Source organism: Xanthomonas sp. LMC-A-07 (assembly GCF_030208825.1).
Lineage (GTDB): Bacteria > Pseudomonadota > Gammaproteobacteria > Xanthomonadales > Xanthomonadaceae > Xanthomonas > Xanthomonas campestris.
In genome coordinates this window covers 65,719-89,714 of record NZ_JARVTF010000003.1, presented here as the reverse complement: position 1 = coordinate 89,714, position 23,996 = coordinate 65,719, and the positions used below count along the sequence as shown (strand labels likewise).

The window sequence follows — 23,996 nt, the reverse complement described above, 5'->3', positions numbered from 1 at the left end:
CGGCGCGCCTGCAACACGCGCCGACGATCAGCCCGCATCAGGCGCCGCTGGCGCGGTAGTCCTGGTAGGACTTCTCTTCCACGTACGAAGAACCCAACGCCAGATTGATCTCCTTCTTGATGCGCGCGCGCTCGTCGTTCTCGATATAGACACTGCGCGCCAGCTGCACGAAGGCATCGTCGAAGGACTGCGCCTGTTCCTTGAGGCGAATGTCGTCCTCGATCACCCACAACCGCTCGTTGACCGCTTTCAGCTCCGCGCGCAGGCGAACGATGTCGTGGCCGGCGGCCGGATGCGCCATCCAGCTGGTTTCCAGCGCCGACAGCTCATTGCGCACGTTGGCCAACTTGGCCGCGTCCTGCATGCGCTCGGACTTGATCTGCAGAATCGCGATCTTGTCGAGCAGCTCACCAAAGGACACCGGCACCAGGATCTCGGACATGACAGACCTCCAACAGAAGAATCGGCAATTGTAGGCATCGCGCCGGCGGGCTGCGACCCGAAAACAAAAAGCCCCCTTGCGGGGGCTGATGTAGCGATGACGCAGAGTGCGCACGAACCAAAACGATACTGGCACAACGCATCGCCTCAATCTGGCGGAGAGGGGGGGATTCACTCGGCACTACGTGCCTTCGCCCTTTGGGCGGCTTCGCCGTGCAGACGGCGATGCCGTCTGTCGAACCCGGGGCTTCTCACCCCCCAATGACGCCGGCGAAACTCACGCGGCACTGGCACATCTGCGCGCCTCAATCTGGCGGAGAGGGGGGGATTCGAACCCCCGAGGCGCTATAAACGCCTGCCTGATTTCGAGTCAGGTACATTCAACCGCTCTGCCACCTCTCCAGATGGTCCCCGGTGTCCCGGGGCCGTGCATCATACGGGCACACGCGGTTTGCCACAAGCGGGCGCGGCCTGCCACCGAGACCGCAGTGCCGGGGCCGGCGTGAACATCCGCCGCGGCCATTGCACCCCATCGGTTGCCCGCCGCCTGCGGGGCCGCGATGATGGTGCGGCACCTCTCATCCTGGCGACCCCGCACCATGCTCGAATTCGGACACCTCACCCACGTGGGCCTGCGCCGTGACCTCAACGAGGATACGTACTACGGCGACAGCGAGCTGGGGCTGTGGCTGGTGGCAGACGGCATGGGCGGCCATGCCTGCGGCGAGGTGGCCAGTGCGTTGGCGCGCGAAACCATCGTGCGCGAAGTACGTGCCGGTACGCCGCTGGCCCAGGCGGTGCGCATCGCCGACGAGGAAATCATCAAGACCTCGCGCCGCTGCAACGACACCTTGCCGATGGGCACCACCGTGGTGGCCGCGCGCGTGCTCGGGCAGCGTTTCGAAGTGGCCTGGGTGGGCGACAGCCGCGCCTACCTGTGGCGTGACGGTCGGCTGGCGCAGCTGAGCCAGGACCACAGTTATGTGCAGGAACTGATCGCCCAGGGCACATTGACCAGCGAGCAGGCGCGCGCGCATCCGCATCGCAATGTCGTCACCCAGGCGCTCGGCGTCACCGACCCGGCCCATCTCAATGTCGCCACCATGCAGGGCGAGCTCAAGTCGGGCATGCAGCTGCTGTTATGCAGCGATGGGTTGACCGAAGAAGTGGACGACACCGCGATCGCCGCAACGCTGTCGCAGGCCGATTGCAGTGCCCAGGAATGCGTGGAATGCCTGGTCGCCGCCGCACTCGATGGCGGCGGCTCGGACAACATCACCGCCATCCTGGTGCGCAGTCACTGACCGCGCGAGCATCAGGTCCTTCAGCGTCGCCTTAGCTGGCGACCGCGACCTCGTCCAACTCCGGCGCATCCCACAGCGCACGCCCGGCCTTCTTGCGCAGCCGCTCCAGACGCGCCTCGTGCGCCTGCAGCTCCGACGCGGTCACCACCACGCGTGGGCGCGGCAACAACAGCGACGGATCGAACGCGATCATGCCCTCGCCGCCTTCGGCATGCTGGCCGGCATCCATCGCGCCGAAGCCGATCTCTTCCTGCCCGGAGGTCAGCGCGATGTAGACATCGGCCAGGATCTGCGCATCGAGCAAGGCCCCATGCAACTGCCGGTGCGAGTTGTCCACGCCCAGCCGTTTGCACAATGCGTCCAGCGAGTTGCGCTGACCGGGATAACGCTCGCGCGCCATCATCAAGGTATCGACCACGGTGGCGCGATCGACGATGCGGCCGAACTGATCGCCCAGCAGCGACAGTTCGTTGTCCAGGAAACCCAGGTCGAACGCGGCGTTGTGGATGATCAGTTCGGCGCCGTCGATGTAGGCCAGGAACTCCTCCACCACTTCAGCAAACACCGGCTTGTCTGCCAGAAATTCCAGAGTCAGCCCGGTGACTTCCTGCGCGCCGGGCTCGAAGTCGCAGTCCGGCCGCAGATAACGATGGAAGTTGTTACCGCTCGGGCGGCGCTCCAGCAGTTCCACCGCACCGATTTCGACGACGCGGTTGCCCTTGCGCCATTCCAGGCCGGTGGTTTCGGTATCGAGAATGATCTGACGCATGCGTCCTCTTACGATGTTGCGAGGCCACCGCGCTGGGCGATGGCCTGATTGCGGGCAAGCACGTCGACGCGCTCGTTGTCCGGGTCGCCATTGTGGCCTTTCACCCAGCGCCATTCGATGCTGTGGCGCTGGGTGGCCGCATGCAGCCGCTCCCACAGCTCGCGGTTCTTGACCGGGTCGCCGCCGGAGGTCTTCCAGCCGCGCCGCACCCAGCCAGGCATCCACTCGGTGATGCCCTGGCGGACGTATTGCGAATCGGTATGCAGCAGGATCTGGCACGGCTCGGTGAGCGTTTCCAGCGCCATGATCGCCGCCATCAGCTCCATGCGGTTGTTGGTGGAATTGGCTTCGCCGCCGGCCAGTTCCTTCTCGCGACCGTTGTAGCGCAGCAAGGCGGCCCAGCCGCCCGGCCCGGGATTGCCGAGGCAGGAGCCGTCGGTATGGACTTCAATGGATTTCATCAGGACCTAATTTGGATTGGCGATGTCAGATCGTGGCCACAGGCTGCGGCCAACGCGACGGCAGGGCGATCGGTGTCGGACCGATCGGCGCTGCGGCACGCTTTTCCACTTCGAGGAGATACACCGCACGCCAGGGCGCACGGCTCGGATCGGTGGAGCCGCGGCCGGGGCCCCAGATCGGCCCCAGATACCGCTCCTTGTCCACGCATTGCAGCCCGGCCCGCTGCGCCAGCAGCCGCCACCGATCCGGGCGCAGCGCCACCGGGCCACGACGCGCCCAGCGGAACCGGTACGGGCTCAGCGGATTGAGCGTGAACAACCACAGCCGCCCGCCCGGCATCAGCACCCGCTCGCATTCGGCCAGGAACTCCGCCGCGCCGTTGACCACTGCGTGTTGCACCACGATGGCCTGCAGGCTCTCGGCCGGCAACGGGAACGGCAGCGCACAGCGCGCGTCGCCGCCAAAGCGGCTACCGCTGCGATACAGCCGCAAGCCACGCCCCTGCAGGGCGTCGCGCGGTGGCAGATCGGTGGTCGGAGTGACCCACAGCCAAGGCTGCGACGGGCGCGTCTGCATCGCCGCGAGCGCCAATTGGCGCTCCAGCTGGAGCAGGCTGCGGCCTCCACCCGTTTCAAACCAGGATGAGACACCAGCTTGACGGGAGAACGGCGTGGCAGGCATGGTCCCAATTCTATGCGACTCACCGCCCTGCCCGCATTCGACGACAACTACATCTGGGCCCTGGTCGCCGATGATGGCCGTGCAGTGATCGTCGACCCTGGCCAGGCAGCGCCGGTGCTGGAGGCCGCGCAACGTGAGGGCTTCACTCCGGTGGCCGCCCTGCTGACCCACCACCATGCCGACCATATCGGCGGCGTGGCGGAGCTGCAGCAGCATTTTCCGGCGCTGGAACTGTACGGGCCGGACGACGAACGCATGCCTGCGGCCACCCGCCACGTCGCCCACGGCGACACTGTGACGGCCCTGGGCATCGACTTTGCGGTACTGGAAGTCCCCGGCCATACCCGCAGCCATGTCGCCTATGTGGGTGACGGGCACCTGTTTAGTGGTGATACCCTGTTCAGCCTAGGCTGTGGGCGGATGTTCGAAGGTACGCCCCCACAGATGTTCGACGCCCTGCAGCGCCTGGCCTCCCTGCCAGGCGAGACGCTTGTGTGTTGCGGCCACGAGTACACCTTGGCCAATGCGGCCTTCGCGCTGCACGTCGATCCCACCAACGCTGCCTTGCAGCGCCGTCAACAGGAAGCCCAGGCAATGCGTCATGCAGCCCGTCCTACCCTGCCGATTTCGCTCAAGAGTGAACTGGCCACCAATCCGTTCCTGCGTCTGCATACTCCCGAAATTCGCGCCGCGGTCGCCGCGCACGCAAGCATTTCGATAACGAGCGATGTAGACGTATTTGCCGAACTTCGGCGCTGGAAAGACGTATTTCGCGCATGAGGCGCCTGCTTCTGGGTGTGTTGGCCGCGCTGTCGGCCGCCGCACCGGTCGCCGGCTCCGCCAGCGAGCCAAGCACCTCTGCCACCGTCAGCAGCCCAGCACCGGCCGTACGCAACGGCCGGGATATCTTTGCCTCCTTCCTGGAAGGACGTGCCGACCCGGGCTGCGATACCGAGCACAGCGATCGGCGTTGGGAGCAGCACTTCTCCCGCGCCCCGGCCCGCCTGGCAGATGATGGGCAGGACGTTCTCCCGCTGTTCGGCTACGTGGTCGACCAGCTGCGCGAAGCCGACATGCCTACCGAATTCGCGCTGATTCCCTTCGTGGAAAGCGGCTACCGGCCCGGCGCACGCAACGGCAGCGGCCCGGCAGGCCTGTGGCAGTTCATCGCCACTACCGCCCGCAATCACCACGTGCCGGTCGGCGCCCAGTACGACGGCCGCCTGTCGGCGGTGGATTCCACCACCGCGGCAGTGCGCTATCTCAAAACCCTATACGGCATGTTCGGCGGCGACTGGCGACTGGCGCTCATGGCCTACAACGCTGGCGAATACCGAGTTTTGCAGGCCATGCGCAGCGCTGGCATGAATGCGCAGAACGCCCGGCCGGCCGAGTTGCCGGGCATGTCCAGGGTCACCTACGAATACGTGGAAAAGCTGCACGCGTTGGCGTGCGTGCTTGACCATGCGCAGGAGCAAGGGACCTTGATGACGTCGCTGGATCGCCCGGTACCGGTGCTGACCGAGCACGCATTGCCGGCCGGCACCAGCCTCACCACCTGGGCTGGGCAGCGCGCCCTGGAACCGCAGCTGCTTGCCCGCCTCAATCCGGCAGTGGCCAGCGCCCGTGCAGCGCCGCGCGGCGTGCATGTGCTGGCGCCGATCGCGCCGGCACAACCCGGGTCCGCTGGCGCCGTTGTCGCCCTAGCCGATCGCGGCCCCCCTGCAGATGCGGATGACGGCAGTGCCACCACTGCGGTGGCCAGCGTCCAGACCTCCAAGCGCAACAGCGCGCGCACGCATACCGTGCGTAATGGCGAGTCCGCGTGGGCCATCGCCAAGCGGTACGGAATCACGGTCACCACGCTGCTTGCCAGCAATGGCCTGGACAAGCGCGCGGTGTTGAAGCCGGGCATGGTGCTGTCGTTCGAAGATTCGCCCTGAGCCATCAGCCGCGCTTGCGGTGACTCGCCGGTAATTGCTCGACGTGCACTGCGCGACTGCACAGCTGCAGCATTTTCCGGGCATCGCGTTTGAGAGCCTGCGGCGACAAGGCGCTTTGCGCGGCCCCGCTATTCCTTGAGCAATTATTTGCCTGCGGCCGAGCTTTCCTGAGCAGTGATCTGTCGTCGGGAGAACGCGCCCGAGGGGCCGATGCGTGCAAAGTTGCTCACACTGGCCGGGGCGTGACGCTTGGCTTGGGGCGCCCACCCCAGCACATGGGGAACAAAGCACGGAGCACACCAAGTGCTAGGTTTTCGCTCATGCGTCGCGAGGTTCTTTGTCTAGGTAGCAGCCACCAAAGCTGCTTTCGCGGACGCACGTCGATACTGTGACGCTACGCTGGCGCGCTGTACGCGGCGCGCGTGTCTAACTCGCTCCGCTCATGCACGCATCCAGTTCTTTCCCAGGAGAGGCACAGGAGGCGGATGAGATTTCGGCGTCTGTACTTTTGAGTGGTGACGAGCGGTTGGGCACCCTCCACTGCAGCAGGAGTGCGAAGCGTGAAGCAGGCAAGTGCAGAGCTTTCGCGCCTACGGCGCGAGTTCCTTTTGTCTTGGCAAAAGGAACCAAAACCGCTGTCGCCGACGCAATCCGGTGCGGTGAAGCTGCACCGGTGCCCTGCACTCCTCGCCACACGCGGCACGGCGCCCAAACTCGCTGCGCTCAGACAAGGGCGCCTCTTCGGCCTCGCGCAGCTGCGGTGCTCGGCTCGCTTTAAGGCGACTGGGTGAAGCAAGAGCAAGAGCAAACGGCAAGGCAGGAGCAGAGCCTGTGGTGTAGCGGCGGCAAATCGGCGTCGATTAGCAGAGCAAATGCATGCAAAACCAGATCTACAGCGACAGCGACAGCGACAGCGACAGCGACAGCGAGATTCACACGTCATGTGAGCCTTCGCCGATATATCCGATCGGCCGGTTTGTTTGAGCACGAACATCTATCGCCAGGAGTCAGCAATCACATAGGCTGCTCTCCACTTCGCGTACTCGGCGGATGCAAATTAAACCAACGGTCGTGGCCACTACGCAGGTGAATCGCCAAACGGTGCTCTGCGCCACTCCGTCGTCAGGCTAGACCCACGCACTGCTGCAGAACTCATTTCATCTGTACACCGCGCACAGGGCTAGCGACAGTTCGGCGACGCTGGTCCGCCACAATCGCGGTCACCCGTCGGCACACAAGCGGGCTCCGGTGCTCCGCCTAGCGCACCAGGAGTTGAGACCAATCGAGCAGCTTCTGCACGCTTGCTCATTACCACCTCCAGCAGATCGCTACAGCGCACGGTCGTACCACGCGCCTGCCCACAACCCTCGCGCTCACCAAACAACAGACCATCAAGCCACGGCGGCGCCGTATCTCGGCCAAAGAAAAGCCCGGTCATGCCGGGCTTTTCCATTTCCGCGATGTCAGAAGGGCTTACAGCTGCGCTTCTTCGATCTGGATCTTGTAGCGCTTGCGCATTTCCTTGACGTAGGCCTGCGCTGCATTGCCGCCGTCGATCTGGCTCAGCTGCTCGCGCAGCATGGTCTGCTGCTCGGTCGGCATCTGCTTGAGATCGCCCGGGGTCGACTTGCTCACCACGAACACCGCATACCGGCCGCCAGTGAGCTCAACCTTGCCAACCGACGGCTTGCCTTCGGTCGGGCGCGGGGCGCTGAAGATCGCGCGATTGGCGGCGGGCGTCGGCACCGGCGCGGTGCGCGGCAGCCCCGGAATCGGCGTGACCTGCAGCTTTTCCGCTGCCGCCAGCGATTGCAGGGTTTCACCCTTCTGCACACGCGCCAGCAGCGCGTCGGCCGCAGCCACCGCAGATTTCTTGGTGCGGTCCGCATGCACTGCGGCAATCACCTTCTCGCGCACCTTGTCCAGAGGCAACGCCTGCTCGGCGGTGTGATTGGTCACCCGCAACACCACGCTGTGATTGGGCGCAATGGTGATCGGGTCGCTCACCGTACCGTCCTGCACCAGCGTCTCGGAGAACGCCGACCGCAGCACCGCCGGGTTGGCGGCAATGCCGCTGGCATCAGCGCGCGAGAACGGGCCCAGCGTCTGCACCGGCAGGCCAACCTGCTTGGCCGCCGGCTCCAGCGCGGTGGGATTCTTGTAGACCTGGTCGACGAGCTTGCCGCTCAAGTCGGCAAACGCCTTGTCGGCGTCGGCCTTGAGCTGCTCGGCAGCCAATTGGTCACGCACCTGCTCGAACGACTTGCCCTGTCCGCCCTTGACCTCACGCAACTGAATCACGTGGTAGCCAAACTCGGTCTTGATCGGGCCGACCACATCGCCTGCCTTCATCGCGAACAGCGCGTCTTCGAACGGCTTGACCATCGTGCCCTTCTCGACCCAGCCCAGATCGCCACCGGCGTCCTTGGAACCCGGGTCCTGCGAGTTGGCCTTGGCCAGCGCAGCAAAGTCCGCGCCCGGCTGCTTGGCCTCGGCAGCCAGCTTGGCCGCTTTTTCTTCGGCGGCCTTCTGCGCAGCGGCATCGCTGCCGGCACTGATCAGGATGTGCGATGCCAGACGCTGATCCGGCTCGACAAACCGTGCCTTCTCTTCTTCATAGCGTTTACGCAGCGTTGCTTCGTCGGCCGCGGTGGCGGGCGGCAAGGTAGCTGCATTGAGCTCGACGTATTCGATCGTCACAGTTTCCGGCTGGCGGAAATCCTGCGGATGCCCGTCGTACCACTGCTTGATCTGTGCATCGCTGACCGGCGCGGTATCGGCGGTCGGCTCCGGCAGCATCGCCAACTCGACATCGCGCGTCTCGCCCATCAAGGTGAGCAGGCGCTCGAATTCACTCTTGGTCGCAAAGCCCGATTCGGCCACCGCCTGCGGAATCACCGACTGCTGCAAGCTATCGCGCACCAACGCATCGAACTGCGCAGGCGTGCGCGGCGGGGTACCCTGCGCAAGCGCTGCGCGGTACTGGTCGGGGCTGAACTTGCCATCGATCTGGAAGGCCGCAATATTGGCGATGTAATCGCGCACGGTGGCATCACCGATCACGATTCCCGCATCTTCCGCACCCAAACGCACGACCTGCTCGTCGACCAGCTGATCGAGCACCTGCAATTTGTTCTCGCGCGATTCGAACTGACGCGGGTCGAAATTTTCGCCCTGGCGCTGACGTTCCTGCATACGCGCCTGCTCGAAGCGGGCACGGAAATCCTGCGTGCTGATCTCATGGTGCTGCCACAGCAGCGAGACCGGCCACCATGACGGTGCGGACTTCCACCACGTCGGGGGCGCCTGCACCTTGGCCACGTTGTTGGCGCCAATGCCGCCAAGGTAGCTGTTGTCGATGACGAACAGGAACGGAATCATCAGCAACCCCAGGATGGCGGTAGCGATCCAGCCTGACGTCTTGTCGCGAAGTTTCTGCAGCATTGGCAAATCACGGCCTGTGGGCGAGCCGCGCAGTGTAACGCGCTTCGCAGCCGGGCACCCAGCCCGACACCACCGTAGCGCCAGCCGCTTGTCCGGTTGCCAACGGAACGCAGTGACCTCGGCCAAAAAAAAGCCCCCGACACAAGGCCGAGGGCTTGGAAAAACTGGCGGAGCGGACGGGACTCGAACCCGCGACCTCCGGCGTGACAGGCCAGCATTCTAACCAGCTGAACTACCGCTCCGCTTTAAACTTGGACATCTTCTCTCCACGACATCCGCGCAATGCAAATGCTGTGGAGAAAACGAAGCCCCCAATCGCTCAGGGGCTTCGGTGTAACTGGCGGAGCGGACGGGACTCGAACCCGCGACCTCCGGCGTGACAGGCCAGCATTCTAACCAGCTGAACTACCGCTCCGCGCTTGAAACTTTTGCCTGGTGCTTATCTGGTGGGTGCTGAGGGTTTCGAACCCCCGACCCTCTCCGTGTAAGGGAGACGCTCTACCGCTGAGCTAAGCACCCTAGCGAGTCGATTAGTTTACTGCATCCTTCAGGGCTTTGCCAGCCTTGAATGCAGGATTCTTCGAAGCAGCGATCTTGATGCTGTCGCCCGTCTTCGGATTGCGGCCGGTACGCTCAGCGCGCTCGCGGACCTGGAAGGTGCCGAAGCCAACGAGGGTGACAGCGTCGCCCTTCTTCAGCGCCTTGGTGATTTCGCTCACAACCGCGTCGACAGCACGGCCGGCTTCAGCCTTGGAGATGTCAGCAGCAGCGGCAACGCCATCGATCAATTCGGTTTTATTCATTCTTGAAACTCCCTTTGCGGCAGATGCCGCGGAATCGACAATCGGCGCTCTTGCCGTTAGCGAAGAACCCGACACAAGTGGTATCGCGTGACGCATCACATTTTGCCGCGCCCACGAGTCGTGCATTTATACCAGCGCACCCAAGCGCGCGCAAGCCAAAACCCAATAACGACGCGGGTTTTGGCCTGTTTTGCCTAGGTTTAAACAGCGCACTTTAATGCTTGACGCGGGTACCCGGTGTGGTACGCGACTTGCCGCGCACCGCTACACGCGAGGCAGTCTTGCGTGCTTTTTCCTTGCCGGCTTTCTTCGGCGCCAACGGGCGCTCCAGGGCCAGATCCAGCACTTCGTCGATCCACTTCACCGGCACGATCTCCAGATCGCGCGTGACGTTGGCCGGGATGTCCGCCAGGTCCTTGCGGTTCTCATCGGGGATCAACACGGTACGGATACCGCCGCGCAATGCCGCCAGCAATTTCTCCTTCAAGCCGCCGATCGCAGAGACGCGGCCGCGCAAGGTGATTTCGCCGGTCATCGCTACGTCCGCACGGATCGGCACCTTTGTCAGGATCGACACCAGCGAGGTCACCATCGCGATACCTGCACTGGGGCCATCCTTCGGCGTGGCACCGTCGGGCACATGCACGTGCACGTCCTGCTTCTGCAGGAAATCCACATCGATGCCCAGCCGCTCGGCACGCGAGCGCACCACCGACAAGGCCGCCGATGCCGACTCCTTCATCACGTTGCCCAGCTGACCGGTGAGGATCAGGTTGCCCTTGCCCGGCACCAGCGTGGACTCGATCTGCAGCAGTTCGCCACCGACCTCGGTCCATGCCAGGCCCGTCACCAAGCCAATCTCGTTCTCTTCTTCTGCACGCCCGAAATCGAAGCGACGCACGCCCAGATACTTGTCCAGGTTTTTGGATGTCACCGTCACCAGCGCCTTGGGCTTGGCCTTCTTTGCGACCGCCTTCTTGGCCGCCGGCTGCGGGCCAGCCAGTGCGATTTCCTTGACCACCTTGCGGCAGATCTTGGCCACTTCGCGCTCGAGGTTACGCACGCCCGACTCACGCGTGTAGTAACGCACCACGTCCTGGATGGCATCGCTGCCGATCTCGATCTCTTCCGGCTTCAAGCCGTTGGCCTTGATCTGCTTGGGCACCAGATAGCGCATGGCGATATTGAGCTTTTCATCCTCGGTATAGCCGGGGATGCGGATCACTTCCATGCGGTCCAGCAGCGGGCCGGGGATATTGAGCGAGTTGGAGGTAGCAACGAACATCACCTCCGACAGGTCCAGATCCACTTCAAGATAGTGGTCGTTGAAGGTGTGGTTCTGCTCCGGGTCGAGCACTTCCAGCAGCGCCGATGACGGATCGCCACGGAAGTCCATCGACATCTTGTCGATCTCATCCAGCAGGAACAGCGGGTTCTTGCTGCCGACCTTATTGAGGTTCTGCACCAGGCGGCCCGGCATCGAACCGACATAGGTCCGGCGATGACCACGGATCTCGGCCTCGTCGCGCACGCCGCCCAGGCTCATCCGCACGAACTTACGGTTGGTCGCCTTGGCGATCGACTGACCCAGCGACGTCTTACCCACACCCGGCGGGCCGACCAGGCACAGGATCGGGCCCTTCATCTGCTTCACGCGCGACTGCACGGCCAAGTACTCAAGGATGCGTTCCTTGACCTTGTCCAGACCGTAGTGATCGGCATCCAGCGTATCCTGCGCAACTTTGAGATCCTTGCGAACCTTGGTGCGCTTCTTCCACGGCACGCCGAGCAACCAATCAAGATAGTTGCGCACGACCGCAGCTTCGGCAGACATCGGCGACATCTGCTTGAGCTTGTTGAGTTCGGCCTTCGCCTTGGTCTCGACCGGCTTGGGCATGCCGGCCTCGGCGATCTTGCGGGCGAGTTCTTCCAGTTCGCCGGGCGCGTCGTCCAGATCACCCAGTTCCTTCTGGATCGCCTTCATCTGTTCGTTGAGGTAGTACTCGCGCTGGCTCTTTTCCATCTGCGACTTGACGCGGCCGCGAATGCGCTTTTCCAGCTGTTGCACGTCGATCTCGCCATCGACCAGGCCGACCAGCAGTTCCAGCCGGTCGCCGATCTCGGTGATTTCGAGCAGGCGTTGCTTATCCGCCAAACGCACGCCGATGTGCGCGGCGATGGTGTCGGCCAGACGTCCGGGCTCGTCAATGCCGGCCAGGGTCTGCAGCAATTCCGGCGGCAGCTTGCGGTTGGTCTTGACGTACTGTTCGAACAGCGACATCAGCGAACGCGCGATCGCCTCCAGCTCACGCGGCTCGCGTGCATCGCTGGCTTCCACTTCGGTGCCGCGGCCCTGCAAGGCGCCGTCCTGTTCCGCCACCTTGTCGACGGTGACGCGCGACAGCCCTTCGACCAGCACCTTGATCGTGCCATCGGGCAGCTTGAGCAGTTGCAGCACCTGGGCGAGCGTGCCGACCGTGTACAGGTCGCCCGCTGCCGGGTCGTCGGTCTCGGCCGACTTTTGCGCAACCAGCAGGATGCGCTTGTCCGCCTCCATGGCTTTTTCCAACGCGCGCATCGACTTGTCACGGCCGACGAACAGCGGAATCACCATGTGCGGAAACACCACCACGTCGCGCAGCGGCAACACTGGCAGATCGAGAATTTCTGGTTGGGACTGGGCCATGGGGCGCTCCGCGGGATCGAGGAATTGGGGCGTAAAAAAAGCCGATGGCCCCGTTATGGGGCCATCGGCGAGGTGTTGCAAGTAGCGGTCGGAAACCCTTTAGCCGCCAGCGAGGCCAAGGCCTGCCGGCATCGCCGCGAGGCCTCAGTCGCCAGACGCGGCCTTGGCCGGCGCCGGCTGTGCCTGGTAGATCAGATACGGCTCGGACTTGTGTTCGATCACCGATTCGTCCACCACCACCTTGCTCACGTTTTCCTGTGACGGCAGCTCGTACATCGTGTCCAGCAGCACCGATTCCACGATGGTGCGCAGGCCACGTGCGCCGGTCTTGCGCTTGAGCGCCTTCTTGGCGATCGCCGAAAGCGCATCCGGGCGGAACTCCAGCTCCACGCTTTCCATCTCGAACAGCTTCTTGAACTGCTTGGTGATGGCGTTCTTCGGCTCGGTCAGGATCTTGATCAGCGCCGGCTCATCGAGTTCCTCGAGCGTGGCGACCACCGGCAGGCGGCCGACGAACTCGGGGATCAAGCCGAACTTGATCAGATCTTCCGGCTCGACTTCGGCCAGGATCTTGCCGACCTCCTGCTTGCGCTCGCTGCTCTTGACCTTGGCGCCGAAGCCGATACCACCGGCATCGTTGGAACGCGCCTGGATCACCTTGTCCAGCCCGGCAAACGCGCCGCCGCAGATGAACAGGATATTCTTGGTATCGACCTGCAGGAATTCCTGCTGCGGATGCTTACGCCCACCCTGCGGCGGCACCGAGGCCACCGTGCCTTCGATCAGCTTCAGCAATGCCTGCTGCACGCCTTCGCCAGACACGTCGCGGGTGATCGACGGGTTTTCGCTCTTGCGCGAAATCTTGTCGATTTCATCGATGTAGACGATGCCCTGCTGCGCTTTCTCGACGTCGTAGTCGCACTTCTGCAGCAGCTTCTGGATGATGTTTTCCACGTCCTCGCCGACATAACCGGCTTCGGTCAGCGTGGTGGCATCGGCAATCGTGAACGGCACATTGAGCAGGCGCGCCAGCGTTTCGGCCAGCAGCGTCTTGCCCGAGCCGGTCGGGCCGACCAGCAGGATGTTGGACTTGGCAAGTTCGACATCGTCGTTCTTGCTCCGGCTCTCGATCCGCTTGTAGTGGTTGTACACCGCCACCGCGAGCGTGCGCTTGGCGCGCAGCTGACCGATCACATACTGGTCCAGCACCTCAAGGATCTCGCGCGGCTTGGGCAGGCTGGAACGTGCCGACTGCGCCTTCTCTTCGAGTTCCTCGCGAATGATGTCGTTGCACAGCTCCACGCACTCATCGCAAATGAATACGCTGGGACCGGCAATCAGCTTGCGGACCTCATGCTGACTCTTACCGCAGAACGAGCAGTAGAGAATCTTGTTGCTGTCGCCGGAACGACCTTGGCGGTCTTCGCTCATGCTTCTGTTACCCAGTTACCCCACCCGATGCACGGGGGTTCGATTTCGAGAATAGCACAGGGTCGGGAGGACATTCGTCCAGCCCGACCCTGCCAGTTTTTCCAGCAATTTCAGGCGTCTGCGACTCAAGACGGCTGGATCGACTCTTCCGGACGACGTTCCAGCACCTGATCCACCAGGCCATAAGCCTGTGCATCGACCGCGCTCTTGAAGTTGTCGCGCTCGGTGTCGCGCGCGATGGTTTCCAGCGACTGGCCGGTGTGCTTGGCGAGGATCTCGTTCAAGCGCGAACGCAAGGTCAGGATCTCGCGGGCATGGATGTCGATATCGGTCGCCTGGCCCTGGAAGCCGCCCAGCGGCTGATGGATCATCACGCGCGAATTCGGCAGCGCATAGCGCTTGCCGGCCGCACCGGATGCCAGCAGCAGCGCGCCCATCGAGGCAGCCTGACCGACGCAGATCGTGCTCACGTCCGGCTTGATGTACTGCATGGTGTCGTAGATCGCCATGCCGGCGGTGACCACGCCACCGGGCGAATTGATGTAGATGCTGATGTCCTTTTCCGGGTTGTCCGCTTCCAGAAACAGCAACTGCGCCACGATCACGTTGGCCATATGGTCGTCGATCGGACCGACCAGGAAGATCAGACGCTCCTTCAGCAGACGCGAGTAGATGTCATACGCACGCTCGCCACGGCTGGTCTGCTCGACCACCATGGGCACCAGGTTCAGGGCTTTAGTCACAATGCTCATCAGTCTTCCTGTTGTGGCAGCGGCCTGTGCCGATGCCCGTGTGTGAGATCCGCACCCTGGCGAACCGGGTGCGGGCTCGTACCACGCGGTCGCGTTAAACGCGAATCGCGTCCTGGAACGAAAGCGACTGCTCGGTGTGCTTGGCGCGCTCGGCGATCCAGTCGATCACCTGCTCCTCCATCACACGGCTCTGCAGCCCACTCATCAGTTGGGGGTCGTTGCGGTACATCTCAATGACCTGTTCCGGCTCTTCGTAGGTCGAGGCGATCAGACGCAGCGTTTCGCTGACACGCTTGGATTCCAGGCGCAGCTCGTTGCGACGTGCGACTTCGCCCACCAGCAGGCCTACCAGCACGCGCTTGGCAGCAGCGTCCATGAACCCCTGGTGCGCATCGGCCGGGATCTCGCCCGGGTTACGGCCGCTGCGACGCATCTGGTCGACCTGTTGTGCCAGCATCGAACGGGCCTCGTTCTCGACCAGGCGCGGCGGCATTTCCACGTGCGCGTAGGCGGCGATCAGCTGCTCGCCCACTTCACGGCGCAGACGGTTCATCAACGCACCCTTGAGCTCGCGCTCCAGATTGGTGCGGATGTCGGCGCGGAACTGCTCGGCATCGCCACTCTTCACGCCGAAGCTCTTGATGAACTCCTTGTTGACTTCCGGCAGCACCGGCTCGGACACCTCGACCGCCTTGACGTGCACCTGCACGGTCTTGCCAGCCAGCTGCGGTACGCGCCAGTCCGCCGGGAAATCGATGCTCAGGGTCTTGTCTTCGCCCTTGGACAGGCCTTCAAGGCCCTTTTCGATCTGGTCGAACATCACGCCCGAGCCCAGCACGCTGCTGCCGGTCTCCACGCCTTCGGCGGGCAGACGCTCGTCGCCGGCCTGCGACCAGGTCTCCAGCGCGACCAGATCACCGACCTGCGCGCCGCGCTCGACCGGGTTCCAGGTGCGGCGCTGCAGACGCAGGTTCTCGATCATCTGGTCGATGTCGGCATCGGTGACTTCAGCGGTGTGACGCACCACCGACAGGTTGGTCACGTCGATGTCGCCGAAATCCGGCACCACTTCGAAGGTGGCAACGAAATCGAAATCGCTCTCGCCCTGGTCGATGCGCGGGTTGCCGGCCAGACGCAGCGAGTGCTCGCGCACCGCCGAGTCGAAAGTCTCACGCAACAGGCCTTCCATCGCCTCGGCACGCACCTGCTGACCGAAGCGCTGCTCGATGACCTTGGTCGGCACCTTGCCGGGCCGGAAGCCCTTGATGCGCGTGGTCCGCGCCAGTTCGCGCAGGCGACCACCAACATGCGTCTCCAGGCGCTCCTGCGGCAGGGTGAAGGTCAGACGGCGTTCCAGATTGCCGGTGGATTCGATCGATGCTTGCATGTTGACTCCTGCCACCGACAGCACACGGCGTCGGCACGAGATGGAAGAGACGGGTTGACGGATGGCGAGAAAGCCGCCGAGCCTTGTAGTTTCGCCGATAACGGCGGCCGCTGCCAGCGGCATGCGAAGAACGGGCTGCGCTGCGGGGGGCATAAAACGGCCGGAACACTCACGGCCGCGCTGCACTGGTGCGAAAGGGGGGACTCGAACCCCCACGCCTTGCGGCGTCAGAACCTAAATCTGGTGCGTCTACCAATTCCGCCACTTTCGCGAGGCTGCACGTGCAGGTGCATTGTTGCAGGGATGCCTGCAAAGAAAAAGGCATCCGCACTGCGGATGCCTTTTAATTGGTGGGCCGTCAAGGATTCGAACCTTGGACCTATTGATTAAGAGTCAACTGCTCTACCAACTGAGCTAACGGCCCTGAAACTGGTCGCACATTGTATGCGCGTTTTTGCTTCGTTGCAACACCCCGCGACGCATCGGGTCAAACTTTCCTTCAATCAGTGGGGTGGCTGAGGGGACTCGAACCCCCGACATCTGGAATCACAATCCAGTACTCTAACCAGCTGAGCTACAGCCACCACTGAAAACCTACTTCCTACCGCACCGCCGATGGCGCGCCCGACAGGACTCGAACCTGTAACCGCCGGCTTAGAAGGCCGGTGCTCTATCCGGTTGAGCTACGGGCGCCCGGACCGAACTTCGCATTCCCACGCCGCCAAAGAGCTCAGAGTGGTCGGGGTAGAGGGATTCGAACCCCCGACATCCTGCTCCCAAAGCAGGCGCGCTACCAGACTGCGCTATACCCCGGCGGGACCTTTCAATCCCGAAGGCTCGAAAGGTCGGCTATTTTGGGAACGATTGACGCCGCTGTCAATCACCACGCGCAAAATCGATCATACCGGTATCCTGACGCCTGCAGTCATTCACCTCGCACGCCGGCTCGGCGGGCACAACCTTCATGGAGAACATCATGCGTAGCGGCAACCCTGCCCTTCGGGAATCCACGTTCCTCGACCTCGGCTCCGGCTCGGTGGTCACCCGCGACGGTCAGGCAATGACCCTCAACGGCACCGTCAACAAGACCGGCCTGTTGTTGCTGATGGCGGTAGTGACCGCCGCGTTTGCGTGGTCGCAGTCGGTGGGCGCCGACGGCATGCCGCTGCCGGCCGCCAAGCTGTACATGATCGCCGGCGCCATCGGCGGGCTGGTGTTCGCACTGGCGACCTCGTTCAAGCCGACCTGGGCACCGGTCACCGCGCCGCTGTATGCGCTGGTGGAAGGCTTCTTCCTCGGTTCGATTTCCGCCGTGTACGAGGCACGCTTCAACGGCATCGTGTTCCAGGCCGTGCTGCTGACCTTCGGCACACTGTTCGCGCTGCTGTTCGCGTACCGCAGCGGGATGATCAAGGCCACCGAGAACTTCAAGCTGGGCGTGGTCGCGGCGACCGGCGGTATCGCGCTGGTGTACCTGGCGACGATCGTGCTGGGCCTGTTTGGCGTGCGTATCCCCTTCATTCACGACTCGGGCCTGATCGGTATCGGCTTCAGCCTGTTCGTGGTGGTGGTGGCGGCACTGAACCTGGTGCTGGACTTCGACTTCATCGAGAGCGGCGTGGAGCACGGTGCGCCCAAGCACATGGAGTGGTACGGCGCGTTCGGCCTGATGGTGACGCTGGTGTGGCTGTACATCGAGTTCCTGCGCCTGCTGTCGAAGTTGCAGTCGCGCAACTGAGGCGGGAATTGGGAATCGGGAGTGGGGAATCGCAACAGCGATCCCTTGGCCTGATGACTTGACACTGGCTTCAAGCAAACCGCTCGCAACAAAAAGAAAGGGCGCCGTCGGCGCCCTTTCTTTTTGTGCGATCTACCCGCGCGCTCAGAGGCGGCTGGCGATGGCCTTGGCAAAGCCCATGGTGTTGCCGGTGCCGCCCAGGTCGGGGGTCAGCGAGTCCTTGGCTTCCAGCGTGGCGACGATCGCTTCGCGCAGGCGCTCGGCGTTCTGCGGCTGACCGATGTGGTCCAGCATCTGCGCCGCGCCCAGCAGCAGCGCGCACGGGTTGGCCTTGCCCTGCCCTGCGATATCCGGCGCCGAGCCGTGCACGGCCTCGAAGATCGCCGCGTCGACACCGATGTTGGCGCCCGGAGCCAGGCCCAGGCCGCCGACCAGACCGGCGCACAGGTCGGAGATGATGTCGCCGAACAGGTTGGTGGTCACGATGATGTCGAACTGTTCCGGACGCATCACCAGCTGCATGCAGGTGTTGTCGACGATCATTTCCTGGAATTCGATTTCCGGGTACTGCGTGGCGACATCGCGGGCGACTTTCAGGAACAGGCCCGAGGTCGACTTGATGATGTTGGCCTTGTGCACCGCGGTGACCTTCTTGCGGCCGGTGGCGCGCGCCAGGTCGAAGGCGTAGCGCACGATGCGCTCGGAGCCCTTGCGGGTGACGCGGGCGCCGGACACGGCAACTTCGCCATCGGCCGAGACTTCCTGGCCTTCGCTCAGGTAGGCACCTTCGGTGTTCTCACGCACCGTGATCAGGTCCACGCCATCGGCGAAACGCGACTTGGTATTGGGGAACGACTTGGCCGGACGCACGTTGGCGTACAGGTCAAACTTGCGACGCATGGCGACGTTGATCGAGCTGAAACCCTCACCGACCGGCGTGGTCAGCGGGCTCTTCAGCGCCACCTTGTTCTTGGTGATCGAGGCCAGGGTGGACTCAGGCAGCAGATCGCCGTGCTTTTCCAGCGCGACCAGGCCGGCATCGGCGTATTCGTAGGTCAGGCCAGCCTGCAGCGCGTCGAGCACGAACAGCGTGGCATCCATGATCTCCGGGCCAATACCGTCGCCGCGGATGACCGTGATTGTCTGCGTCATAACGTTGGGTTTCCGAACTTGAAGGGGGGAGCGCCAGCCGGAAGCCCGGCTCACCGGCGCAAGGAGGTTTCACAGGCAATTATGCCCGATGCCGGTGAAGGCGCCCAAACCGACCTTGGTCTAAGAGCCGGGTGTGGCGTGGGGCTGTCGGGCAGGAGCGCGGCTACACAGCGACATCTGACCGGGGAGCGCCATGAGGCGAAGAAGGCAGCCCGGCGACGCTCAGGCCCGCACTATTGGCGCGCGCCCCAAAACGCAACACGCCGCCTCACCGGACGGCGCGTTGGGGCATGCGGGCGAGGCTGATCAGCCGTGGCTGTGTTCGGCCGGCGCGGGCGCACCGTCTTCCAGCTGGTCGAGGAAGTCCACTGCGCGGCGCAGGTGCGGGATCACGATCGAGCCGCCCACCACCAGGCCCACCGAGAAGGTTTCGAAGAACTCTTCGCGGGTGACACCGGCCTCCTTGCACTGCGCGACGTGGTAACTGATGCAGTCGTCACAGCGCAGCACCATGGAGGCGACCAGGCCCAGCAGCTCCTTGGTCTTCACGTCCAGCGCGCCGGCCTGGTAGGTCTGGGTGTCCAGGGCGAAAAAGCGCCGCACGACCTGATTGGGCTCCGCCAGGATGCGCTGGTTCATGCGCTGGCGGAAGTCGGTGAACTCGCGCAGGCGATCGGCGCTGCCGTCGTCGGAACCACTCATGCCTGACCGCCTGCGGCGGCGAACAGCGGTTCGAGCTTGCCGGCGCGGTGCATGGCCATCATGTCGTCATAGCCGCCCACATGGATGTCGCCGACAAAGATCTGCGGCACGCTGGTGCGCTTGGCCAGGGCCACCATCTTGTCGCGCTCGGCCGGATCCAGGTCGATGCGCACTTCGGTCCAGGTCTGGCCCTTGCTCTTGAGGAAGTTCTTGGCCGCCACGCAGTACGGGCAAATTGCGGTGGAATACAGGGTGATCTGCGGACCGGTGGCCGCCTGCTGCCCGGTGTGGTCTTGGCTCACGGGAAACTCCGTGGTTGGGTCTGTGGTCTGACATATGGTAACGGGCGACTGGAATTTCGAGGTCGTCACCGCAACACTGTGGATTAACTGCCGATTCACGCCAACGCGCCGCGCTGCCCGCATGCTCCGCGCACCACCTGGGAGTTCCTCTTGCGCCTGCTACCGCTCGCCACTGCCCTCACGCTGGCCGTCGCCATGGGCGTGGCGCCCGCGCAGGAGAATCGCCTGCCCGACATCGGCTCGTCGGCCGGCGAGCTGCTGACCCCGGCACGGCAGGCCGAGTACGGCAAGATGATGCTGGCTGAGCTGCGCAACTACGACTACGTACTGGACGACCCGCTGGTCACCGACTGGCTGCAGACCATGGGCACGCGGCTGGGCGCCAACAGCGACCAGCCGCAGCAGCCGTTTACGTTTTTCATGCTGCGCGACCGCCAGATCAACGCCTTCGCCACGCTGGGCGGCTATATCGCCGTCAACGCCGGCCTGGTGCTGACGGCCGAGCGCGAGGACGAAGTGGCGGCGGTGCTGTCGCATGAAATCGCCCACGTCACCCAACAGCACGTGCTGCGCGGGGTGGAACGCGCCCAGCGCGACCAGATCCCGATCCTGCTCGGCATGCTGGCCGCCGTGGTGGCTGCGCAACAGGCCGGCGGAAATTCCAGCGGCGACGCCACCATGGCCACGATCACCAGTGCCATGGGGCTGATGCAGCAGCGCCAGATCGACTACACCCGCTCCAACGAGTCCGAGGCCGACCGGCTGGGCATCCGCACGCTGGTGCGCAGCGGCTACGACGTGGACGCGATGGCCGGCTTTTTCGAGCGCATGTCGGTGGCGATGCGCGCCAACGAGGGCGGCTACAGCGCGCCGGACTTCCTGCAGACCCACCCGGTGACCACCACCCGCATCAGCGAGGCGAAGGCGCGCGCCGAGCAGATGAAGAAGAACACCGTGGTGCTGACCACCTCGGTGCCGGGCGGAACGCGCCAGGAGCGCGTGGACCCGTCCGACCCGTCGTTGTCCGAGCCACTGAGCCGCAACGGCAACGCGTTGCTGCCGTATGCGCTGCGCCTGCCGGTGGATGCATTGAGCCGTAGCAGCGACCAGCAGGGCTTCGACTGGGCCAAGGAGCGCCTGCGCGTGCTCAGCGCCAGCACGCCCGATAGCGCCATTCGCGAATACGAGAACCTGCGCCGCAGCGCCAAGCAGGGACTCACCGACGCGCAGCGCTATGGGCTGGCGCTGGCGCGGCTGCGCAACAGTGGCAGCCGCCCGGCCGAGCCGGTGGCCGAACTGACCAGCCTGCTTGAGGCGCATCCGGACAACCTGTGGCTGGCGCTGGGCCTGAGCGAGGCACAGGCACGCGTGGGCCCGCGCGAACAGGCCAACGCGCGCTTCGATGCGCTGCTGAAGCGGCTGCCCAACAATCGCGCAGTGGCGTTGACCTACGCCGGCGCGCTCAACGAGCAGGCCAGCAAGGAGGCCGGCCAGCGCGCGCGCCAGGTACTGGAGCCGCTGCTGTACCGCAGTGGCGAGGATCCGCTGCTGCAGCAGACCTATGCGCGCGCCTGCGAGCTGTCCGGCGACCAGGTGCGCGCCAGCGAGGCCTATGCGGAGTCGGCTTACCTCAATGGGCGCGCGGAACAGGCGCTGATCCAGCTGGAAGCGCTGAAAAAGAAGGATCTCGATTATGTGACACGGGCCCGCGTGGATGCGCGCATTGCCGCGATCACGCCCACCGTGCTGGAGCTGCGCCGGCAGGGAATTCGCGACCCCGACCTGTCACAGCGCTAGGGGTGTCACATGTGAGTCACAAAACCGTAGTCTACTGGCGACCATCCGAAGCCAGACGGTAAGCCCCGCGTGCAGAAACGCATCCTGATCGTCGATGACGAACCCGCAATCCGCGACATGGTCGCGTTCGCACTGCGCAAAGGCGAGTTCGAGCCCATCCACGCCGGTGACGCCCGCGAGGCGCAGACCGCCATCGCCGACCGCGTTCCTGATCTCATCCTGCTCGACTGGATGCTGCCCGGCACCAGCGGCCTGGACCTGGCGCGGCGCTGGCGCAAGGAATCGCTGACCCGCGAGATCCCGATCATCATGCTGACCGCGCGCGGCGAAGAGAACGATCGCGTCGGCGGCCTGGAGGCCGGCGTCGACGATTACGTGGTCAAGCCGTTCTCGGCCCGCGAATTGCTGGCACGCATCCGTGCGGTCATGCGGCGCACCCGTGAGGACGATGAAGACGGCAGCGTGGCCGTGGGCCGCCTGCGCATCGACGGTGCCGCGCACCGCGTGTTCGCCGGCGATGCACCGGTGCCGATCGGCCCCACCGAATACCGGCTGCTGCACTTCTTCATGACCCATCCTGAGCGCGTCTACACCCGCACCCAGCTGCTGGACCATGTGTGGGGCGGCAGTGTGTATGTGGAAGAGCGCACGATCGATGTGCATATCCGCCGCCTGCGCAAGACGCTGGAACCGTTCGGCCTGGAAAACATGGTGCAGACCGTGCGTGGATCGGGCTACCGTTTCTCCTCGGCCACCTGATGCCGGCCGCGCAGGCCGGCCCGGTCGCATGCCTACCTGACGCTCCGTGGTAACGCCTTCCATGCCCCAACATATCCGTTCCGCCTGGCTGAAGACGCTCGGCACCCTTGCGCTGTTGTTGGGCGCTGCCGTGCTGGCCGGCGTGCTGATCGGGCATGTCTGGATGGCGCTGACGCTTACCGCGCTGGGCGTGCTTGCCTGGCATTACTGGCGGTTGCGCCAGGTGCTGCGCCGCCTGACCGCCCGCCAGCGTGCCGAACCGGCCGCCGGTGTAGGCGCCTGGAACGAACTCGACCGGCTGCTGTATCGCAGCCAGGCCGAAATGCGCGCACGCAAGCGCCGTCTGATCGACATGTTGCGCACCTACCGCGCCGCCGCGCAGGCATTGCCCGATGCGGTGGTGGTGGTGGACCGCAACAGCCAGCGGGTGCAGTGGTTCAACAAGGCCGCGGCCGGCCTGCTCGGCCTGCATCATCCCGGCGATATGGGCGTGTCGGTGGTGGAGCGCTTACAGCCGTTGCCATTGGCCCACTGGCTGGCGGCCGGACGCAATGCCGAGCCGATGCTCGATGCCGCCTCGCCGGTGGACCCGGACCTGCGCCTCAACCTGCGGCTGATCCCGTATTCGGACGACTACTGGCTGCTGGTGGCGCGCGACGTCAGCAAGCTGCTGCGGCTGGAACAGGTGCGTCGCGACTTCGTGGCCAATGTCTCGCACGAACTGCGCACCCCGCTCACCGTGGTGCACGGCTATCTGGACATGCTCGACCCGGAAGACTTTCCGGATTCGGGCCCGATGCTGGCGGAGATGCGCAAGCAATCGCAGCGCATGGCGCAGCTGGTGGAAGACCTGTTGACGCTATCGCGCCTGGAATCGCAGGAAGAACTCGGCGAGGAACACGTGGCGATGGCACCGATGCTGTCCACGCTGCGCCGCGAAGCCGAAGCGCACAGCCAGGGCCGCCACACCGTGGAAGTGTTCGACGAAGCCGGCGTGGATCTGCTCGGTTCCAATAAGGAACTGCATAGCGCGTTTTCCAATCTGGTGACCAACGCGGTGCGCTATACGCCCGGCGGTGGCATGGTGACGATTCGCTTCGTGCGCGAGGGCGATGGCGCGGCACTGGCAGTGCGCGACACCGGCTACGGCATTCCCGCCTCGCACCTGCCGCGCATCACCGAACGTTTCTATCGTGTGTCCAGCAGCCGCTCGCGCGAGAGCGGCGGCACCGGGCTGGGTCTGTCGATCGTCAAACACATTCTGGGCCTGCATCAGGCGCGCCTGGATATCGAAAGCGAAGTGGGACGCGGCAGCGAATTCTCGTGCCATTTCGGTGCGGCACGTGTTGTGCAACGCGAACAGTCCCTGCCCTTGTCACGCTCGGCGTGATATGAAGGATGCGCGCGCCACGGCGCTGCGCACTGCACCGACGCAGCTGGGTG

Annotated in this window: 20 protein-coding genes and 9 tRNA genes; 7 read left to right on the top strand and 22 right to left on the bottom strand. The window is 64.2% G+C overall.

Annotated features, from left to right (window positions below):
• Positions 1-37: 37 nt before the first annotated feature.
• Complete coding sequence (locus QRM89_RS02215) at positions 38-442, bottom strand: DUF6165 family protein (RefSeq protein WP_011036195.1); 405 nt, start codon at positions 440-442, stop codon at positions 38-40.
• Between the two features lie 310 nt (positions 443-752).
• Positions 753-843, bottom strand: a tRNA-Ser gene (locus QRM89_RS02210).
• 197 nt (positions 844-1,040) lie between these two features.
• Between QRM89_RS02210 and QRM89_RS02205 the strand changes: the two genes are divergently transcribed.
• Positions 1,041-1,745, top strand: coding sequence for a PP2C family serine/threonine-protein phosphatase (locus QRM89_RS02205; RefSeq protein ID WP_014506874.1), 705 nt, complete (start codon positions 1,041-1,043; stop codon positions 1,743-1,745).
• Positions 1,746-1,776: 31 nt separating this feature from the next.
• On the opposite strand, the gene dnaQ is transcribed toward QRM89_RS02205, so the two are convergent.
• Genes dnaQ through QRM89_RS02190 form a run of 3 tightly spaced genes read right to left on the bottom strand, consistent with a single transcriptional unit; the run spans position 1,777 to position 3,657 of the window.
• Positions 1,777-2,514: a DNA polymerase III subunit epsilon gene (gene dnaQ, locus QRM89_RS02200; RefSeq protein WP_285447175.1), complete on the bottom strand. Its 738-nt coding sequence runs from the start codon at positions 2,512-2,514 to the stop codon at positions 1,777-1,779.
• Positions 2,515-2,522: 8 nt separating this feature from the next.
• Entirely contained in the window at positions 2,523-2,975 is a 453-nt protein-coding gene (gene rnhA, locus QRM89_RS02195) for a ribonuclease HI (protein ID WP_011036192.1), read from the bottom strand.
• A gap of 25 nt (positions 2,976-3,000) precedes the next feature.
• Positions 3,001-3,657, bottom strand: coding sequence for a hypothetical protein (locus QRM89_RS02190; RefSeq protein ID WP_285447174.1), 657 nt, complete (start codon positions 3,655-3,657; stop codon positions 3,001-3,003).
• 12 nt (positions 3,658-3,669) lie between these two features.
• Here QRM89_RS02190 and gloB point away from each other — a divergent pair, with 12 nt between their 5' ends.
• Together gloB and QRM89_RS02180 are read left to right on the top strand one after the other, a co-directional pair.
• The gene (gene gloB, locus QRM89_RS02185; RefSeq protein ID WP_103699575.1) at positions 3,670-4,437 is read left to right on the top strand and encodes a hydroxyacylglutathione hydrolase; all 768 of its coding nucleotides are present in this window, start codon (positions 3,670-3,672) and stop codon (positions 4,435-4,437) included.
• Complete coding sequence (locus tag QRM89_RS02180; RefSeq protein WP_285447173.1) at positions 4,434-5,600, top strand: lytic transglycosylase domain-containing protein; 1,167 nt, start codon at positions 4,434-4,436, stop codon at positions 5,598-5,600. Before gloB ends, QRM89_RS02180 begins: the two co-directional genes overlap by 4 nt.
• A 1,473-nt stretch (positions 5,601-7,073) precedes the next feature.
• On the opposite strand, the gene QRM89_RS02175 is transcribed toward QRM89_RS02180, so the two are convergent.
• The 14 genes from QRM89_RS02175 to QRM89_RS02110 form a co-directional block, all read right to left on the bottom strand.
• Positions 7,074-9,044 (bottom strand): peptidyl-prolyl cis-trans isomerase, encoded by a 1,971-nt coding sequence (locus QRM89_RS02175; protein ID WP_285447172.1) that lies wholly within the window; start codon positions 9,042-9,044, stop codon positions 7,074-7,076.
• A 165-nt stretch (positions 9,045-9,209) separates the two neighbouring features.
• A tRNA-Asp gene (locus QRM89_RS02170) sits at positions 9,210-9,286 on the bottom strand.
• 96 nt (positions 9,287-9,382) lie between these two features.
• Positions 9,383-9,459: transfer RNA gene (locus tag QRM89_RS02165), tRNA-Asp, on the bottom strand.
• 29 nt (positions 9,460-9,488) lie between these two features.
• Positions 9,489-9,563 (bottom strand) — tRNA-Val (locus tag QRM89_RS02160).
• Between the two features lie 11 nt (positions 9,564-9,574).
• Positions 9,575-9,847, bottom strand: coding sequence for an HU family DNA-binding protein (locus tag QRM89_RS02155; protein WP_002806049.1), 273 nt, complete (start codon positions 9,845-9,847; stop codon positions 9,575-9,577).
• A gap of 214 nt (positions 9,848-10,061) precedes the next feature.
• The gene (lon, locus tag QRM89_RS02150) at positions 10,062-12,533 is read right to left on the bottom strand and encodes an endopeptidase La (RefSeq protein WP_042595020.1); all 2,472 of its coding nucleotides are present in this window, start codon (positions 12,531-12,533) and stop codon (positions 10,062-10,064) included.
• Between the two features lie 144 nt (positions 12,534-12,677).
• Entirely contained in the window at positions 12,678-13,964 is a 1,287-nt protein-coding gene (clpX, locus tag QRM89_RS02145; RefSeq protein ID WP_042595019.1) for an ATP-dependent Clp protease ATP-binding subunit ClpX, read from the bottom strand.
• Between the two features lie 125 nt (positions 13,965-14,089).
• The gene (clpP, locus tag QRM89_RS02140) at positions 14,090-14,716 is read right to left on the bottom strand and encodes an ATP-dependent Clp endopeptidase proteolytic subunit ClpP (protein ID WP_002806026.1); all 627 of its coding nucleotides are present in this window, start codon (positions 14,714-14,716) and stop codon (positions 14,090-14,092) included.
• Between the two features lie 94 nt (positions 14,717-14,810).
• On the bottom strand, positions 14,811-16,103 hold the full coding sequence (gene tig / locus QRM89_RS02135; RefSeq protein WP_014506865.1) for a trigger factor: 1,293 nt from the start codon (positions 16,101-16,103) through the stop codon (positions 14,811-14,813).
• Between the two features lie 186 nt (positions 16,104-16,289).
• Positions 16,290-16,374 (bottom strand) — tRNA-Leu (locus QRM89_RS02130).
• 77 nt (positions 16,375-16,451) lie between these two features.
• Positions 16,452-16,527, bottom strand: a tRNA-Lys gene (locus tag QRM89_RS02125).
• Between the two features lie 83 nt (positions 16,528-16,610).
• Positions 16,611-16,687 (bottom strand) — tRNA-His (locus QRM89_RS02120).
• 32 nt (positions 16,688-16,719) lie between these two features.
• Positions 16,720-16,796, bottom strand: a tRNA-Arg gene (locus QRM89_RS02115).
• A 43-nt stretch (positions 16,797-16,839) separates the two neighbouring features.
• Positions 16,840-16,916, bottom strand: a tRNA-Pro gene (locus QRM89_RS02110).
• A 163-nt stretch (positions 16,917-17,079) separates the two neighbouring features.
• On the opposite strand from QRM89_RS02110, the gene QRM89_RS02105 reads away from it, so the two are divergent.
• Positions 17,080-17,841, top strand: a complete 762-nt coding sequence (locus tag QRM89_RS02105; protein ID WP_115005529.1) for a Bax inhibitor-1/YccA family protein — start codon at positions 17,080-17,082, stop codon at positions 17,839-17,841.
• Positions 17,842-17,985: 144 nt separating this feature from the next.
• On the opposite strand, the gene QRM89_RS02100 is transcribed toward QRM89_RS02105, so the two are convergent.
• The 3 genes from QRM89_RS02100 to grxC form a co-directional block, all read right to left on the bottom strand.
• Positions 17,986-18,993, bottom strand: coding sequence for an isocitrate dehydrogenase (locus QRM89_RS02100; protein WP_011036181.1), 1,008 nt, complete (start codon positions 18,991-18,993; stop codon positions 17,986-17,988).
• A gap of 306 nt (positions 18,994-19,299) precedes the next feature.
• The gene (locus tag QRM89_RS02095) at positions 19,300-19,695 is read right to left on the bottom strand and encodes a carboxymuconolactone decarboxylase family protein (RefSeq protein WP_285447171.1); all 396 of its coding nucleotides are present in this window, start codon (positions 19,693-19,695) and stop codon (positions 19,300-19,302) included.
• Positions 19,692-19,997, bottom strand: a complete 306-nt coding sequence (gene grxC, locus QRM89_RS02090; RefSeq protein ID WP_014506861.1) for a glutaredoxin 3 — start codon at positions 19,995-19,997, stop codon at positions 19,692-19,694. Before grxC ends, QRM89_RS02095 begins: the two co-directional genes overlap by 4 nt.
• Before the next feature lie 150 nt (positions 19,998-20,147).
• Here grxC and QRM89_RS02085 point away from each other — a divergent pair, with 150 nt between their 5' ends.
• From QRM89_RS02085 to phoR, 3 genes are all read left to right on the top strand, one after another.
• Positions 20,148-21,794, top strand: a complete 1,647-nt coding sequence (locus QRM89_RS02085; protein ID WP_103699532.1) for a M48 family metalloprotease — start codon at positions 20,148-20,150, stop codon at positions 21,792-21,794.
• Positions 21,795-21,863: 69 nt separating this feature from the next.
• On the top strand, positions 21,864-22,553 hold the full coding sequence (gene phoB, locus QRM89_RS02080) for a phosphate regulon transcriptional regulator PhoB (protein ID WP_011036177.1): 690 nt from the start codon (positions 21,864-21,866) through the stop codon (positions 22,551-22,553).
• 61 nt (positions 22,554-22,614) lie between these two features.
• Complete coding sequence (gene phoR / locus QRM89_RS02075; RefSeq protein ID WP_161960501.1) at positions 22,615-23,943, top strand: phosphate regulon sensor histidine kinase PhoR; 1,329 nt, start codon at positions 22,615-22,617, stop codon at positions 23,941-23,943.
• The last annotated feature ends 53 nt before the right edge of the window (positions 23,944-23,996 follow it).

Excerpts from the sequence above, each read along its gene's own strand:
- QRM89_RS02105 (WP_115005529.1), top strand. The coding sequence starts at position 17,080 with ATGCGTAGCGGCAACCCTGCCCTTCGGGAATCCACGTTCCTCGACCTC.
- QRM89_RS02095 (WP_285447171.1), bottom strand. The coding sequence starts at position 19,695 with ATGAGTGGTTCCGACGACGGCAGCGCCGATCGCCTGCGCGAGTTCACC.
- clpP (WP_002806026.1), bottom strand. The coding sequence starts at position 14,716 with ATGAGCATTGTGACTAAAGCCCTGAACCTGGTGCCCATGGTGGTCGAG.
- tig (WP_014506865.1), bottom strand. The coding sequence starts at position 16,103 with ATGCAAGCATCGATCGAATCCACCGGCAATCTGGAACGCCGTCTGACC.
- clpX (WP_042595019.1), bottom strand. The coding sequence starts at position 13,964 with ATGAGCGAAGACCGCCAAGGTCGTTCCGGCGACAGCAACAAGATTCTC.
- QRM89_RS02215 (WP_011036195.1), bottom strand. The coding sequence starts at position 442 with ATGTCCGAGATCCTGGTGCCGGTGTCCTTTGGTGAGCTGCTCGACAAG.
- phoR (WP_161960501.1), top strand. The coding sequence starts at position 22,615 with ATGCCCCAACATATCCGTTCCGCCTGGCTGAAGACGCTCGGCACCCTT.
- QRM89_RS02205 (WP_014506874.1), top strand. The coding sequence starts at position 1,041 with ATGCTCGAATTCGGACACCTCACCCACGTGGGCCTGCGCCGTGACCTC.
- QRM89_RS02100 (WP_011036181.1), bottom strand. The coding sequence starts at position 18,993 with ATGACGCAGACAATCACGGTCATCCGCGGCGACGGTATTGGCCCGGAG.
- QRM89_RS02180 (WP_285447173.1), top strand. The coding sequence starts at position 4,434 with ATGAGGCGCCTGCTTCTGGGTGTGTTGGCCGCGCTGTCGGCCGCCGCA.
- QRM89_RS02175 (WP_285447172.1), bottom strand. The coding sequence starts at position 9,044 with ATGCTGCAGAAACTTCGCGACAAGACGTCAGGCTGGATCGCTACCGCC.
- gloB (WP_103699575.1), top strand. The coding sequence starts at position 3,670 with ATGCGACTCACCGCCCTGCCCGCATTCGACGACAACTACATCTGGGCC.
- QRM89_RS02155 (WP_002806049.1), bottom strand. The coding sequence starts at position 9,847 with ATGAATAAAACCGAATTGATCGATGGCGTTGCCGCTGCTGCTGACATC.
- QRM89_RS02190 (WP_285447174.1), bottom strand. The coding sequence starts at position 3,657 with ATGCCTGCCACGCCGTTCTCCCGTCAAGCTGGTGTCTCATCCTGGTTT.
- dnaQ (WP_285447175.1), bottom strand. The coding sequence starts at position 2,514 with ATGCGTCAGATCATTCTCGATACCGAAACCACCGGCCTGGAATGGCGC.
- rnhA (WP_011036192.1), bottom strand. The coding sequence starts at position 2,975 with ATGAAATCCATTGAAGTCCATACCGACGGCTCCTGCCTCGGCAATCCC.
- lon (WP_042595020.1), bottom strand. The coding sequence starts at position 12,533 with ATGGCCCAGTCCCAACCAGAAATTCTCGATCTGCCAGTGTTGCCGCTG.